We start from the raw sequence: 14,721 nt of genomic DNA, 5'->3' as shown, positions 1-14,721 counted from the left end.
TTATGATAATTTAGAATTATATAATAAAAGAGGGGATTCAATGGGGAGTAAAAAAAGGAAGCAAAAGCAAGCTAAAAGACAAAAGTACATAAAGAAAAAACAGGAACAGAACATACCTTTTTCACAAAAAGTAGTCATTATGATAGAAAAAACATTCCGGTATATTTGTATGGCTCTGTATGTAATTTTGTGTATGTATTCATTTGGAGTGTTTTACAGTTTTGGGATAACTCCCAATATTATTGAGAGCATTCTAGAATTTATACTTGTTGTAATAGAATTAGCCTTATTCGTTATACTCTTTGCTACAGTATGGCCTAGTCATGAAAGTAAAAAAGATAGAAAAAGAAGCAAAAGATCTTCATACACTTCAAGCTCATCAAGTGGATTCGGTCACTACAGTAGTAGTGATTGTAGTAGCTCAAGTGATGGTGGAGGAGATTGCGGAGGTGGTGGAGATTAAGTTAATTTTTCAGAAGAACGACTAATGAAAGGATGAGACGAAAGATGGAAACTGTGAACTTAATAGAATTAACAAAGGACATTCAAGATCAACATAAAAACTTCGTCGTTTCAAATATAAACAGTCATTGTTTACGAATCGCTGTATTTACTGGTGAATATGATTGGCACTATCATTCTAATTCGGATGAATTATTTATTGTGCTAGAGGGAGAATTACTTATTGATTTTGAAGATGGAGAAACAGCGGTTTTAAAGCCAAAGGATTCTATTTTAATTCCAGCATGTACGATTCATAGAACGAGAGCATTAAAGAGAACGGTAAATCTTTGTTTTGAACATATAGAGGCTGATACGATTAAAGTGGAGCAATTATGAAAAAATTATCTATAGCCGATTATAGAAAAGTTCTTCCGGTTTTAGAAGGTAATACAAGAACGACGACGTTTGCTTATGCGGTATGTGATCAAATGATAGATGGTGAGGTTTTTATAAACGGGCAATTAACAGCAGGATTAATTATTACAGCTAACGGTATCTATTATTTATTTGGTGATACGGATGATCAAAATTATAACGAAGAGTTATTTTCATATTTAAAAACGGCTATTGAAAAAACAGAGAAGAGATTTACACTGTTCACTTCGAGTGAAGAGTGGGAAATGATGATAGAAGAGCGTTTTAGTAATGTACTTCGGAACATCCCGCGAATGAAATTTCAAAGCGTAACCTTTGAAGAGAGTCAACGAGATTTTAACAAAAATACATATGAAGTGAAGCGTATTAATAGAAGAGATATAGAGCGCAGCAGTGAATTTAAAGAGGAGTACTACAAAGAGTATTGGGGATCAAAAGAAACGTTTTTGAACAGTGGTTTTGGATTTTGTATAGAACAAGATGGGATAATTGTAGCTGAATGTGTCTCAATATTTAGCGGGAATGGTTTTGCTGAAATAGATATTGCAACACATGAAGCGCATCAAGGGAAAGGATTAGCTCAAGCTGTTGCAACAAGGTTCATTGAACATTGCATGCAAAATGACATTATACCGAGCTGGGATTGTTATGTAGACAATATTCCTTCGCGAAAATTAGCTAGTAAATTAAGTTTTTATCATCCAATAGAATATAGTTTGTTTGTACGTAAGAAAACGGGGGAATAAAAATGAATGTAGAATTAACAAGATTTAAAGTTAAGCCTGGTAAGAGTCATCGAGTAGATGAATGGATGCAGCTTCTTAATGACAATTTGAAAGAAGCGCTTTTGACATTAAACGACGAAAAAATGTACGTTGAGACAATTTTCCGGGAAATAAGAGATGGAGAAGAGTACTTATATTGGTATTCTGTGCAAGGAGAAGGTGGTATTTTTGTCGAAAATTCGCATCATGAAATTGATAAAAAGCACTTAGCATTTTGGTATGAATGTATCGATGAAGAAGCACCGTCTATTGATATGAAAACAGAAGTTGTTATGATTCAAGATGTTGTGAAGGAAGCGATGAAATAATAGAATAGTATTTCAGAGAAGCGCATCAAAATGGATGTGCTTTTTATTATGAAACAATTTATAAAAGCTGCATTTGGATGTCTTTAAGTGAAAATAAAGAGGGATACTGAGAATATTTTAGGATAAACTATAAAGTGAAACTTTAATCAGTGTGGGGTTCATCCCCCATCTAACTTCTTGCTTCCGCTGAATTTTGATGTGAGGTCTTACTGCCCGTTAATGCGGGATAAAGAAATAAAAAACACCAAACCAAAAGACTTACCAATATACGGTATAGTCGTAACGGGAAAAACAGAGGATTTACAAAGTTTACAAGGGTCACCGTATATTAAGGCTGCTGTAAGAGGTGTAACAGTTGAGAAATATTGATCACAAGTAATTAATGTGAATAATCAGAAAATTTATGTTATAATATGGGAAAAGGAGGTTTATATGAGGCAAATACATGGAGCAATTTATATTTACATAACAATGTTTTTCGTGGCGATATCCTATGGGTTGGGGCACGTGTATTCGCATCCTATACTAACTTTTTTAAGTGGAGCATGTATGGCGTTTGCGCTTCTTGTCCACCTTTTCTCAGTTTGGATCGTGAAATTTCAATTAAATATTAGTGAAATAGAAGAAGGCACTTTTTGAGTGGCCTTCTTTTTTAATAATATTTAAAGGAAGAAATAGACAATAAATAAGTGCATTTGAATGGAGGGGCATTATGAAGAGAGCATTATTCTTTTTCATTAGTATTTTCTTTTTAGGAAGCTGTTCCATTTCGTATGTTAATTTTTCTAGCGAGAGCAAAAGTTGGACTGGACAATATAAAGGGCATATTAAGGATGACAGTGAAGATGGAATGTTTACGTTTCAATATAAGGGTGGGGATGGAAAGACAGAATTTAAAAACTTAGAGATTGCTATTAATGGAGCCTTTAGTACAATGACACAAACGTCAGAAGTTCATAAAGGAGCAAGGGTTGAAATAAAATCTTCTTGTGTAAGTTGTGCACCTCTATCTAAAGATGAACCGATAGAAGTTGTAATTAAATGGGATGATAAGTATGAGGAGAAGATGGTGTTAAATTTGAAATAGCCTAAAGTAAGGAGTTAAAAATGAATAGGCATGTGAAAATTGTTATGTTTTTAAGTGTATTTCTAGTCATATTATCAGCTTGTACTACAAAACAAGTAGAGCAGGTAACGGTAAAAGAAGTCCCTAAAGAAGGGTATATCATATTAAGAAATGACACGGTATTTTTTGCCGATGATAAAACGTTTGAAACAAAAGTAGAGTTGCAAAATTATATAGAACAACAAATGAATAAAGAGCATCCATCGCATATAGTCTTGAGCTTTAAGGACAAAGACGCATATAAACAGTTAAAAACAGGGGATAAAATAAAAGTATGGTTTTCTCAAATACTTGAAAGCTATCCAGCAAGAATGATTGTAGAGAAATTTGAAATAGTAGAGGAATAAAAAAAGGCAGCATTCACGCTGCCTTTTTATTATTTTACAAATTGTAATTCTTTCGGGAATTTCGTTAAAATTTCTGATCCGTCTTTTGTAATGTAAATATCATCTTCAATACGAACGCCACCTACGTTTGGTACGTAAATACCAGGTTCGATTGTGAAGACCATACCTTCTTTTAATGGAGACTCGTTACCAGCTTTTACATCTGGATATTCGTGTACGCTAATTCCAAGTCCATGACCAAGTCGGTGCGGGAAGAAGTCTCCGTAACCTGCATCTGCGATAACAGAACGAGCAGCGTTATCGATTGCGCCAAGTGTAACACCTGGTTTACATGCTTCAACTGCTTGTAGTTGTCCAGCAAGTACAGTGTTGTAAATGCGAGTTTGCTCTTCAGAAATCTCACCGAATGCTACTGTACGTGTAATATCAGAGCAATAACCTTCAATGATTACACCTAAATCAAATAGTACGAAATCACCGCGCTTCATTTTGTTTGCGCCAGGAATACCGTGTGGAAGAGCAGAGTTTGCACCCGCTAATACCATCGTATCAAATGACATCTTATGTATGCCTTTTGTTTTTAATTCGTGTTCAATAATTGCTAATACTTCTAGCTCGCTACGGTTTTCTTTAATTGCATTTACACCAACTTCAACAGCGTAGTCCGCCATTTTAGCAGCTTCGCGTAAAATAGAAAGTTCTTTTTCATCTTTAATTAAACGAAGTTCGCGAACTTTCTCCTCAGCTGATTTGAAAGCTGCATTTGGGAATAATTTCGTTAATTCTTCGTAGCGCTCTACGTTTAAATGTTCTTTTTCAATTGCAACTTCATTTGCATTGATGCCGCGGTCTTTAATTGCTTTTGCAATCATATCCCATGGTCTGTCAGTATCAGTAAATCCGATAATTTCATGTGCCCAGCCAGCGTTACGTGCTTGACCTTCTTCCATTTTAGGACAAATTAAAATAGGTTCTTTTTCTTGGAATACAAACATACCAAGTAATCTTTCATGCGGTTCACAGTGGAAGTTCGTCATGTAGAAGACGTTCGGTGTAGAAGTTAAGAACGCAGCTTCTATGTTTTTTTCTTTTAGCCATTGCATTAAATTTTCTAATCTAGCATTCATCGATTGGCACCCCCGAGATATTTAATTACAAATATAACTTTAACTCGGAAGAAAGCGTTATGACAAGTAAATAGATGTTAGAAAAGACAGGGAATTGAAAAATCATGTAGAATAAAAAGTGAGAATGTGAACAGGGGAGGAATGTAATAATGAAAGTATCTTATCATGGGCATTCAGTTGTGAAAATTGAGGCGAATGGAAAAGTTATTTTAATTGACCCGTTTTTAACAGGTAATCCGAAAACAGATTTAAAAGCTGAAGATGTAAAAGTGGATGCAATCCTTTTATCGCATGGACACGGTGATCATGTTGGAGATACAGTAGAACTTGCGAAGAAAAATAATGCAGTTGTTGTAGCGCCATTTGAACTAGCAACATTTTTAAGTTGGCAAGGTGTAAATACACATCCGATGCATATTGGTGGTTCACATGAATTTGACTTCGGAAAAGTGAAGTTTACACAAGCATTCCACGGCTCTAGTTATATTGATGAAGCAAATAAGACGATTACATATACAGGTATGCCAGCAGGTATTTTATTTACAGCAGAAGAGAAAACAGTGTACCACGCAGGAGATACTGCACTATTCTCTGATATGAAGTTAATTGGGGAATTAAATAAAGTTGATCTAGCATTTTTACCAATTGGTGATAATTTCACAATGGGACCAGAAGATGCTGTACTAGCGGCAAAATGGATTAATGCGAAAACTGTTGTACCGATGCATTACAATACGTTCCCAGTTATTGAACAAGATCCATATCAATTTGTAGAAAAGCTACAAAATTGTACAGGGAAAGTATTAGAAGCTGGAGAAAGTATTACACTATAGAAAAGAAACCCTTCATTTGAAAAGAAAAGTGAAGGGTTTTTTACGTGTGTAGGACAGCTTTTAATGCTTGTATTTGTTTTGGTGATTCTTTTCTTTTGGTACGTGGTTGTTCAGGTGTTTCATTCAATTCCATTGCAACTTTTTTCCCATCTACGAAAGCTAAAAATACAGCACCTACAACCTCTAAAAATTTTTTCATCATGTGTACGCTCCTTTGTTTTATTTCTTGTCTTCATTGTATAGGGAATCAAGTGGGCGAACTATCGAATGAGATGACAATAGCATTACATTGTTGTAATAGAATGACTGGTGAAATGTAAGAGTCATTTTGTTATAAAAAAAATAGTACAGGTATGCAAAGAGAGAGTGTAACAGTTTTGAAAATATAGTATACTGAAAGTACAACACATGAAGAATTTAGGGAAAAGAAAGTATGGTGAAACCATTTGGCTACCAAGCATAACCAAATTTTAGAACATATTAATAGCCTGCCAGTAGGCCATAAAATTTCTGTAAGACAAATTGCGAAAGATTTGAGTGTAAGTGAAGGGACAGCTTACCGTGCAATTAAAGATGCAGAAAATAAAGGGTATGTTAGTACAATTGAACGTGTCGGAACAATTCGAATTGAACAAAAGAAGAAAGAAAATATCGAAAAACTGACATATGCAGAAGTCGTTAACATTGTCGACGGTCAAGTACTTGGGGGCAGAGAAGGACTACATAAAACATTAAATAAATTCGTAATCGGAGCTATGAAATTAGAAGCGATGATGCGCTATACAGAAGCTGGGAATTTACTCATTATTGGTAACCGTACGAATGCACATCAATTAGCGCTAGAAACTGGAGCCGCTGTATTAATTACGGGTGGATTTGATACGGAAGATCATGTGAAGAAATTAGCAGACGAATTAAAGCTGCCGATTATTTCAAGTAGCTACGATACATTTACGGTCGCAACGTTAATTAACCGTGCAATTTATGATCAACTGATTAAGAAAGAAATTGTACTTGTTGAGGATATTTTAACACCAATTGAAGAAACGTTATATTTAAAGCCACATGATACAGTACAGCAATGGCATGCATATAATGAAGAGACAATGCACGGAAGATATCCAATTGTCGATGAAAATAAAAAAGTGCTAGGAATCGTAACTTCAAAAGACATGATCGGTGTAGCGAAAGAAACACCAATTGATAAAGTAATGACAAAACACCCAATTACAGTGAATGGTAAAATGTCTGTCGCAGCTGCGGCACGTATGATGGTGTGGGAAGGAATTGAATTACTTCCTGTCGTTGAGGAAGGAAATAAACTGCAAGGTATCATTAGCCGTCAAGATGTACTTCAGGCACTGCAAATGATTCAACGTCAGCCACAAGTTGGAGAAACAATTGATGATATTGTAACGAATCAATTTATGACGCCAAAAGAAGCGAAAAATGAGCATCTATATCAATTTTCAGTGACGCCGCAAATGACAAACTCAATCGGAACGTTATCGTACGGTGTATTTGCAACAATTGTGACAGAAGCGACAAATCGCGTCATTCGTGCGCAAAAGAAAAGCGATTTAATTGTTGAAAACTTAACGATTTATTTCGTAAAGCCGGTTCAAATTGATAATGTTGTGTCCGTTCATCCGAAAGTATTAGAAATTGGGCGTAAATTTGGTAAGGTTGATGTAGAGGTGCATCATGAGGGCAATGTCGTTGGAAAAGCATTACTTATGGTTCAGTTAATTGATAAATAAAAAGATGGAACAAATCGTTTTGATTTGTTCCATCTTTTTTGTTGTTTTAAATTTGAAAGGCATGGTTTTAGATGAGAGTTTTAGTGAAATATGTATGGGGTGGAGTGGAAAAGTAACGCAATAAAAGACAGAATAGTAATTTAATTTAGTTGTATATTGTGTTATGATTATATTGTAAGAAAATGGATTTATGAGAGGTGGTATACATTATGTCGTCAGCCGTACTCTTTTTTGGTAGTATCGCACTATTTTACTTTCTTGTAATGATACCGATCCAATATTTATATTTACAAGGTTTACATGAAAAAAAGGAAAAGACAGGATTATCTCAGCGAGAGCTATATGAAAAAATGTCTTTTGGAGAAGAACAATTACATTTTCACGTACAAGGTAACCCATTTAATATACCATCTGCGTTTGTCGCATATATGATTTTAAAAGTTAGAGGACGTAAAAAAGCATCACAATTTTGATGCTTTTTTACGTTGTTTCATAGACTTCTGCTTCTTTAACTGCTAATGGTAAGAAATGTGTGTATTGGCGAAATCCATTAAATACACTTGCACTACCAAATAGAACGAATAAGATACCAACGATAATACGAGCGGTTGAAAGTTCTAAAAAGAATTGGTTTATCCCGAAGAATAAGACGAATGAACCGAGTGCCATTGCGGATTTTCCAGAGAGCCAACCTTTCTCCATTGGGCGGTTTGTACGAAAGTATTTTGTTTTGTAGAAGAGATACAACATAAATGAGATGATAATACAGAAGACTAATACTGGCATAATGAACACTCCCATCGTTTTATGAAAAAAATAGTGGAGAAAAAAGAAATATCTAAACTTTCTAACTTTTATTATAAAGCAATTGTTCGCATGTATGAAATACTTTCCGTTATAATGAGAGATAAAGTGAAGAAGTTGATTAAAAAGGAGATTATACATATGCATGAGCAAATTTTAGGAGCAATTAAAGAGTTTGATACAATTATTATTCATCGCCACGTGCGTCCGGATCCAGATGCATTAGGTTCACAGGGTGGCCTTGGTACAATTCTAAAAGAATCGTTTCCAGAGAAAAATATTTATACGGTTGGGTACAATGAACCGTCGTTAGCATACTTACGAGTAATGGATGATATTGAAGATAGTGTATACGAAAATGCGCTTGTTATTGTTTGTGATACTGCGAATCAAGAACGTGTTGACGATCAACGCTATACAAAAGGGAAGATGTTAATTAAAATTGATCATCATCCAAATGAAGATCCATATGGAGATATTACGTGGGTAGATACGACAGCGAGTTCGACAAGTGAAATGATTTATGAGTTTTATAACTATGGAAAAGATAAAGGATTAAAAATAACAAAAGAAGCAGCCCGCCTTATTTTAGCAGGAATTGTTGGAGATACAGGTCGTTTCTTATTCCCAAATACGACAGCAAAAACACTTCGTTACGTAAGTGAGCTTGTTGACATGGGTGTGAAATTCACAGATTTATACAATGAAATGTATAAGACAAAAGAAAAAATTGCTCGTTTAAACGGTTATATTTTACAAAACTTTACGATGGTAGAAGAAGGAGCAGCTTACATTAAATTAACGAAAGAAGTATTAGAAGAATTTGATGTACTTCCTTCTGAAGCATCTGGTGTTGTTGGAGCGCTTGGCAATATTGATGGATTAAAGGCGTGGGTTCTATTTTTAGAGGAAGACGACGTAATTCGTGTTCGTCTTCGTTCAAAAGGACCAGTTATAAACAAATTGGCAATGCAATATAACGGCGGAGGACATCCGATGGCTTCTGGTGCCAAGGCATCTTCTTGGGAAGAAGCGGATCGTCTTTTTGCTGATTTACGTGAGATTTGTAAATAAGGGACTATATGTTAGAACGAAAAGAAGGAGCGGCGCTAAAGCCCTCCTTCTTTATTTTTCCTTTTCTATAGTAATGCTAATTTCAAGCACTGTATCAAAAGATATTGTATCGACTTTAAAACGGTATAGTCGATCGTAATGTTTGTACGTTTTGTTTTCGATTACCTTTTTGAGTAGGTCTTTATTTTTTGCGATACTTTGAATGTTTTTCGTTAAAAGATGCTGGAGATCATTATGGATAGATGTAGTCATATTTTCGAGTGTAAGATTGTCTAAATCGTATTTTTCTCGATTGATAAGTTTTATTTTAATCTCTTGAATGGTTAAGAGCCGTTTGTTTTCAGTGTTCAATTTTTCTTGATCTTCGAGAAGGACGTGGAGCTTTGCTTCTTGTTTTTCTATAATTTCTCTTTGTTCTGCTATTTTACTAGCTTGTTCTTCTTGAAAAACACCGTATATGTACAAAAAAATAAACCAGCTCAACACGCCTCCAACAGCAGCACCAGCTAATACTAAGTACCATCTTTTTGCTGTATTGGCACTTGGTACTCTCATACATGTTCCTGCGTTAGCCATTTAATAATAATGAGACCTGTTTGCATACCACCAGTTGCGAAAAAAATAAGGAGAATTTGTTTTACGATATCTTTCATATCTCCGCCAAAGAAACTTCTTTCAAAGCTATAAAAGGTATCGAATGTTCCACCAATTGCTGCAACGAGTGCCCAAATTCTTAAATTTTGGGCGAATTGATTAATGTAAGTTAGAGCTGGTTTTCCGATAAGAAACGCACCAAATCCACCAATTAATGAACCGCCAAGTATAACCCCAAAGGCAATAAAATAACTAATAATAAGCAGAGAGAAAAAAGTATGTTCTCTTACATCCATCGTCATTCCCCTTTCTTCTTCATATATATGGACAAAGTATAAGAAGTATGTTTTGATTTCCGCTTTCCTCATCACCTATAATAAAAGTAGTCAAATAGGTAAAGAGAGGGTACAACAGTGAAGTTTGTGCATTTACAATGTCAAACCGTTTTTAGTTTATTAAAAAGTGCTTGTAAAATTGATGAGCTTGTAGTCAGGGCGAAAGAACTTGGTTTTTCATCGCTGGCTATTACGGATGAAAATGTTATGTATGGCGTTATTCCGTTTTATAAAGCATGTAAGAAACATGGTATACAGCCTGTTATTGGATTAACCGCTTCTATTTTTAGTGAAGAAGAAGAAAGGTCTTATCCGCTTGTATTACTTGCTGAGAATGAAATAGGCTACCAAAATTTATTAAAGATTTCTAGCAGTATTATGACAAAATCCAAAGAAGGTATTCCTAAGAAGTGGCTTGCGCATTATGCGAAAGGATTAATTGCTATTTCACCAGGTAAAGATGGCGAAATTGAGCAATTATTACTAGAAGACAATGAGAGTCAGGCTGAAGAAGTAGCTCGCACATATCAAAATATGTTCGGCCATTTTTATATGAGTTTGCAGCATCATGCGATTCAAGATGAGTTGCTTTTACAAGAGAAACTACCTGAATTTATTAGTAGGGTTAATATTCCAGTCGTTGCAACAAACGATGTGCGCTATATCAATCAAAGTGACGCACTTGTTCACGAATGTTTACTATCTGTTGAAAGTGGAACGAAAATGACTGATCCAGATAGGCCGAGGCTGAAAACAGATCAATATTATTTAAAGTCATCGGATGAAATGGAAGCACTATTTTCCCATGCGCCGGAAGCAATCCAAAATACAATGAAAATTGCAGAGCGTTGCCAAGTAGAAATACCGTTCCATGTAAATCAACTTCCGAAGTTTCCTGTTTCGTCTAATGAAACGAGTGATATATACTTGCGTCGTGTTTGTGAAGAAGGTTTGCGGAAACGATATGGTGCGCCGAAAGAAGTGCATATAAAGCGTTTAAATCATGAATTAAATGTTATTTCTCGTATGGGATTTAGTGATTATTTCCTCATCGTATGGGATTTTATGAAGTATGCACATGAAAATCATATTTTAACAGGACCAGGTCGTGGATCGGCAGCTGGTTCACTCGTCTCATACGTATTAGAAATTACAGATATTGATCCGATTGAATACGATCTATTATTTGAAAGGTTTTTAAATCCTGAACGTGTGACGCTTCCCGATATTGATATTGATTTTCCAGACGTAAGACGTGATGAGATGATTCGCTATGTGAAAGATAAATACGGTCAGCTCCGTGTTGCGCAAATTGTAACGTTTGGTACGCTTGCAGCAAAAGCGGCAATTAGAGACATTGCCCGCGTAATGGGGCTTCCGCCGCGAGATATTGATATATTTTCAAAACTTATCCCATCAAAGCTTGGTATAACGTTAAAAGATGCATATGAAGGATCACAATCACTTCGTGAGTTTATACAAGGGAATCTTCTGCATGAGCGTGTGTTTGAAATCGCAAAACGTGTAGAAGGTTTACCACGTCATACGTCTATTCATGCGGCTGGCGTTATTATGAGTCAAGAACCGCTAACAGGCAGTGTAGCAATTCAAGAAGGACATAACGATGTTTATGTTACGCAATATCCAGCCGATGCGCTAGAAGAACTTGGGTTGCTTAAGATGGACTTTTTAGGATTACGTAATTTAACGTTACTTGAAAATATTGTAAAATTTATCACGAACAAAACAGGGAAAGAAATTGATATAAGAAACTTACCTCTTCAAGATGAAAAGACGTTCCAATTATTAGGGAGAGGGGATACAACAGGTGTATTCCAGTTTGAGTCAGGTGGTATGCGAAATGTACTTCGCGGGTTAAAACCGAATGAGTTTGAAGATATCGTAGCTGTTAACTCATTATACAGACCGGGACCGATGGAACAGATACCGACCTTTATTGAATCGAAACATGGAAAAAGAAAAATTGAATATTTACATCCGGATTTAAAGCCAATTTTAGAAAGAACATACGGCGTCATTGTATACCAAGAACAAATTATGCAAATTGCATCGAAGTTAGCAGGGTTTTCGCTTGGTGAAGCAGATTTACTGCGCCGTGCAGTGAGTAAAAAGAATCGTGATATTTTAGATCAGGAACGCAAGCATTTTGTCCAAGGTTGTTTGCAAAATGGTTACGATGAGACGTCTGCTGAGAAAATTTATGATTTAATTGTAAGATTTGCGAATTACGGTTTTAACCGAAGTCACGCTGTAGCTTACAGTATGATCGGATATCAGCTTGCCTACTTAAAAGCGAACTATACGCTGGAATTTATGACGGCACTATTATCAAGTGCAATTGGAAATGAAGATAAAATTGTACAGTATATACGAGAAACGAAGCGAAAGGGTTTTCATGTTTTGCCGCCGTCTCTTCAAAAAAGTGGTTACAACTTCCAAATAGAGGGGAATGCGATACGTTACAGTTTACTTTCGATTCGAAATATTGGAATGGCTACAGTGACGGCATTATTAGAAGAACGAGAGAAAAAAATGTTCGAAGATTTATTTGAATTTTGTCTCCGTATGCCGTCAAAGTTTGTAACAGAGCGCAATTTAGAAGCTTTCGTCTGGTCGGGATGTTTTGATGATTTTGGTGTTTCGAGAACAAATTTATGGAAAAGTCTTAAAGGGGCGTTGGAGTACGCAAATCTCGCGCGTGATTTAGGGGATGCTGTTCCAAAATCAAAATACGTACAAGGAGAAGAGCTATCTTTTATTGAACAACTAAATAAAGAAAAAGAAGCACTTGGCTTTTATTTATCAAGTTATCCGACTGCGCAGTATGTAAAGTTAGCAAAAGAATTAGAAATTCCATCTCTCGCTCAGGCGATGCGACACAAGAAAAAAGTACAAAGAGCTATTGTGTATATAACAAGTGTGAGAGTGATTCGTACGAAAAAGTTTCAAAAGATGGCATTTATTACATTCTGTGATCAAAATGATGAAATGGAAGCGGTCCTCTTCCCGGAAACGTATATACATTTCTCGGATAAGTTACAAGAAGGAGCAATTGTTTTAGTTGACGGTACAATTGAGCTAAGAAATCATAAGCTGCAATGGATTGTAAATGGACTATATCCGCTAGAGGAAATGGATGTTTATGAAGAAAAGAAAGATGCATCTGTTTACGTGAAATTGCCGTCTCAGTATGAGAAAAAGCTTTTAAATCAGGTTACGAAAATATTGTTCGACTATTCAGGTTTTGCGAAAGTACTAATTTATTATGAAAAGGAACATAAAATGGTACAATTATCTCGGAGTTTATCGATTCATCCAAGTGAAGAATGTTTAGGAGCACTTCGTGAAATTGTCGGGGAAGAAAATGTAGTTGTGAAAATATAATGGACAATTTCCCTACACTTCGATTATTATAGTAGTAGTGTTCGTGGTCAGACCACTTGGAGAAATTGATATCAGCAAGAATAATTTGAGGAGAGTGGATAGTTTGTCAACACTTCGTGAAGAAGCACTTCACATGCATAAAGTGCATCAAGGAAAATTAGAAACTGTATCAAAAGTAAAAGTAGAAAATGCAAAAGATTTAAGTCTTGCATATTCTCCAGGGGTTGCAGAACCTTGTAAAGAAATTTATGACGATAAAAGTAAGGTATATGAATATACGATGAAGGGAAATATGGTAGCAGTTGTGACAGACGGAACGGCTGTACTTGGTCTTGGTAACATTGGACCTGAAGCATCTCTTCCAGTAATGGAAGGTAAAGCTGTATTATTCAAGAGCTTTGCTGGTGTAGATGCATTCCCGATTGCCTTAAATACAAACGATGTAGATAAAATTGTTGAAACTGTAAAATTAATGGAGCCAACTTTTGGCGGCGTTAACTTAGAAGATATCGCAGCACCAAACTGCTTCATTATTGAAGAGCGTTTGAAAAAAGAAACAAATATTCCTATCTTCCATGATGATCAACACGGAACAGCTATCGTAACAGTAGCAGGTCTTGTAAATGCACTGAAATTAGTTGGAAAGAAAATGTCTGACATTAAAGTTGTCGCAAATGGCGCAGGTGCAGCAGGTATTGCAATTATTAAACTTTTATATCGCTATGGTGTACGCGACATTATTATGTGTGACCGTAAAGGGGCAATCTATGATGGTCGTCCTACAGGTATGAATCCGGTGAAGGATGAAGTTGCAAAATATACAAATAAGAATCGTATAGAAGGTTCTTTAGCTGATGTTGTACAAGGTGCGGACGTATTTATTGGTGTATCTGCAGAAGGTGCATTAACAGAAGAGATGGTTCGTACAATGAATGACAATGCGATTATTTTTGCAATGGCAAATCCAGTTCCAGAAATTATGCCAGAATTGGCAAAAGCAGCGGGCGCAGCTGTGGTTGGAACAGGTCGTTCTGACTTCCCGAACCAAGTAAATAATGTACTGGCGTTCCCTGGTATTTTCCGCGGTGCACTTGACGTACATGCGACACAAATTAACGAAGAAATGAAGATGGCAGCTGTACAGGCTATTGCTGAGCTTGTAGCAGAAGATGAGTTAAATGCAGACTATATCATTCCAGCACCATTTGACGCGCGTGTAGCGCCTCAAGTAGCGGCTTACGTTGCAAAAGCAGCAATGGAGACAGGAGTAGCTCGCCGTCAAGTAGATCCAAATGAGATCGCTGAAAAAACAAAACAATTAGCGCTGATTGGTAAAGAATAAGC

18 protein-coding genes and 1 pseudogene are annotated in these 14,721 nt (G+C 36.0%); 14 read left to right on the top strand and 5 right to left on the bottom strand.

What is annotated here, in order from left to right; translation table 11 throughout:
- The first annotated feature begins 40 nt into the window (after positions 1-40).
- The 8 genes and pseudogenes from OXT04_RS11165 (at position 41) to OXT04_RS11130 (ending at position 3,445) form a co-directional block, all read left to right on the top strand.
- Complete coding sequence (locus tag OXT04_RS11165) at positions 41-463, top strand: hypothetical protein (RefSeq protein ID WP_097853892.1); 423 nt, start codon at positions 41-43, stop codon at positions 461-463.
- 44 nt (positions 464-507) lie between these two features.
- Complete coding sequence (locus tag OXT04_RS11160) at positions 508-840, top strand: cupin domain-containing protein (protein ID WP_000450930.1); 333 nt, start codon at positions 508-510, stop codon at positions 838-840.
- Positions 837-1,625 carry a GNAT family N-acetyltransferase gene (locus tag OXT04_RS11155; protein ID WP_097853891.1) on the top strand — a complete coding sequence of 263 codons (789 nt, stop codon included), beginning with the start codon at positions 837-839 and terminating at the stop codon, positions 1,623-1,625. The genes OXT04_RS11160 and OXT04_RS11155 overlap by 4 nt, the downstream gene beginning before the upstream one ends.
- A 2-nt stretch (positions 1,626-1,627) precedes the next feature.
- Complete coding sequence (locus OXT04_RS11150; RefSeq protein WP_267414519.1) at positions 1,628-1,972, top strand: DUF6176 family protein; 345 nt, start codon at positions 1,628-1,630, stop codon at positions 1,970-1,972.
- Between the two features lie 228 nt (positions 1,973-2,200).
- A pseudogene (locus OXT04_RS11145) lies at positions 2,201-2,341 on the top strand (anti sigma factor C-terminal domain-containing protein); the annotation flags it as partial.
- Positions 2,342-2,404: 63 nt separating this feature from the next.
- The gene (locus OXT04_RS11140; RefSeq protein ID WP_001248905.1) at positions 2,405-2,611 is read left to right on the top strand and encodes a hypothetical protein; all 207 of its coding nucleotides are present in this window, start codon (positions 2,405-2,407) and stop codon (positions 2,609-2,611) included.
- Between the two features lie 73 nt (positions 2,612-2,684).
- Positions 2,685-3,059, top strand: a complete 375-nt coding sequence (locus tag OXT04_RS11135) for a hypothetical protein (protein ID WP_000816700.1) — start codon at positions 2,685-2,687, stop codon at positions 3,057-3,059.
- A gap of 20 nt (positions 3,060-3,079) precedes the next feature.
- Entirely contained in the window at positions 3,080-3,445 is a 366-nt protein-coding gene (locus tag OXT04_RS11130; RefSeq protein ID WP_001079430.1) for a DUF3221 domain-containing protein, read from the top strand.
- 29 nt (positions 3,446-3,474) lie between these two features.
- Here OXT04_RS11130 and pepQ read toward each other — a convergent pair whose 3' ends face one another.
- The gene (gene pepQ / locus OXT04_RS11125) at positions 3,475-4,572 is read right to left on the bottom strand and encodes a Xaa-Pro dipeptidase (protein ID WP_100910439.1); all 1,098 of its coding nucleotides are present in this window, start codon (positions 4,570-4,572) and stop codon (positions 3,475-3,477) included.
- A gap of 149 nt (positions 4,573-4,721) precedes the next feature.
- Here pepQ and OXT04_RS11120 point away from each other — a divergent pair, with 149 nt between their 5' ends.
- The gene (locus tag OXT04_RS11120; protein ID WP_000868922.1) at positions 4,722-5,405 is read left to right on the top strand and encodes a metal-dependent hydrolase; all 684 of its coding nucleotides are present in this window, start codon (positions 4,722-4,724) and stop codon (positions 5,403-5,405) included.
- A 40-nt stretch (positions 5,406-5,445) separates the two neighbouring features.
- On the opposite strand, the gene OXT04_RS11115 is transcribed toward OXT04_RS11120, so the two are convergent.
- Positions 5,446-5,607: a hypothetical protein gene (locus tag OXT04_RS11115; RefSeq protein ID WP_000976017.1), complete on the bottom strand. Its 162-nt coding sequence runs from the start codon at positions 5,605-5,607 to the stop codon at positions 5,446-5,448.
- Between the two features lie 244 nt (positions 5,608-5,851).
- On the opposite strand from OXT04_RS11115, the gene OXT04_RS11110 reads away from it, so the two are divergent.
- Complete coding sequence (locus OXT04_RS11110) at positions 5,852-7,165, top strand: CBS domain-containing protein (protein ID WP_000201579.1); 1,314 nt, start codon at positions 5,852-5,854, stop codon at positions 7,163-7,165.
- A 209-nt stretch (positions 7,166-7,374) separates the two neighbouring features.
- Positions 7,375-7,638: a DUF3949 domain-containing protein gene (locus OXT04_RS11105; RefSeq protein ID WP_000093046.1), complete on the top strand. Its 264-nt coding sequence runs from the start codon at positions 7,375-7,377 to the stop codon at positions 7,636-7,638.
- 7 nt (positions 7,639-7,645) lie between these two features.
- Here the strand turns inward: OXT04_RS11105 and OXT04_RS11100 are convergent, their stop codons facing one another.
- Positions 7,646-7,951, bottom strand: a complete 306-nt coding sequence (locus OXT04_RS11100) for a YtpI family protein (RefSeq protein ID WP_090976923.1) — start codon at positions 7,949-7,951, stop codon at positions 7,646-7,648.
- A 159-nt stretch (positions 7,952-8,110) separates the two neighbouring features.
- Between OXT04_RS11100 and OXT04_RS11095 the strand changes: the two genes are divergently transcribed.
- Positions 8,111-9,043 (top strand): DHH family phosphoesterase, encoded by a 933-nt coding sequence (locus tag OXT04_RS11095; protein WP_000545129.1) that lies wholly within the window; start codon positions 8,111-8,113, stop codon positions 9,041-9,043.
- A gap of 51 nt (positions 9,044-9,094) precedes the next feature.
- On the opposite strand, the gene ytrI is transcribed toward OXT04_RS11095, so the two are convergent.
- Positions 9,095-9,598 (bottom strand): sporulation membrane protein YtrI, encoded by a 504-nt coding sequence (ytrI, locus tag OXT04_RS11090; protein WP_001265736.1) that lies wholly within the window; start codon positions 9,596-9,598, stop codon positions 9,095-9,097.
- Positions 9,595-10,008 carry a YtrH family sporulation protein gene (locus OXT04_RS11085; protein WP_002005839.1) on the bottom strand — a complete coding sequence of 138 codons (414 nt, stop codon included), beginning with the start codon at positions 10,006-10,008 and terminating at the stop codon, positions 9,595-9,597. Before OXT04_RS11085 ends, ytrI begins: the two co-directional genes overlap by 4 nt.
- A 42-nt stretch (positions 10,009-10,050) precedes the next feature.
- On the opposite strand from OXT04_RS11085, the gene dnaE reads away from it, so the two are divergent.
- The gene (gene dnaE / locus OXT04_RS11080) at positions 10,051-13,377 is read left to right on the top strand and encodes a DNA polymerase III subunit alpha (RefSeq protein WP_267414500.1); all 3,327 of its coding nucleotides are present in this window, start codon (positions 10,051-10,053) and stop codon (positions 13,375-13,377) included.
- A gap of 133 nt (positions 13,378-13,510) precedes the next feature.
- Positions 13,511-14,719, top strand: a complete 1,209-nt coding sequence (gene ystJ, locus OXT04_RS11075; RefSeq protein ID WP_161114790.1) for an NADP-dependent malic enzyme — start codon at positions 13,511-13,513, stop codon at positions 14,717-14,719.
- Positions 14,720-14,721: the final 2 nt, after the last annotated feature.

Source organism: Bacillus sp. GC_Bacil_1 (assembly GCF_026540675.1).
Classification (GTDB): Bacteria; Bacillota; Bacilli; order Bacillales; family Bacillaceae_G; genus Bacillus_A; species Bacillus_A cereus.
This window is presented reverse-complemented; position numbering and strand designations above follow the sequence as displayed.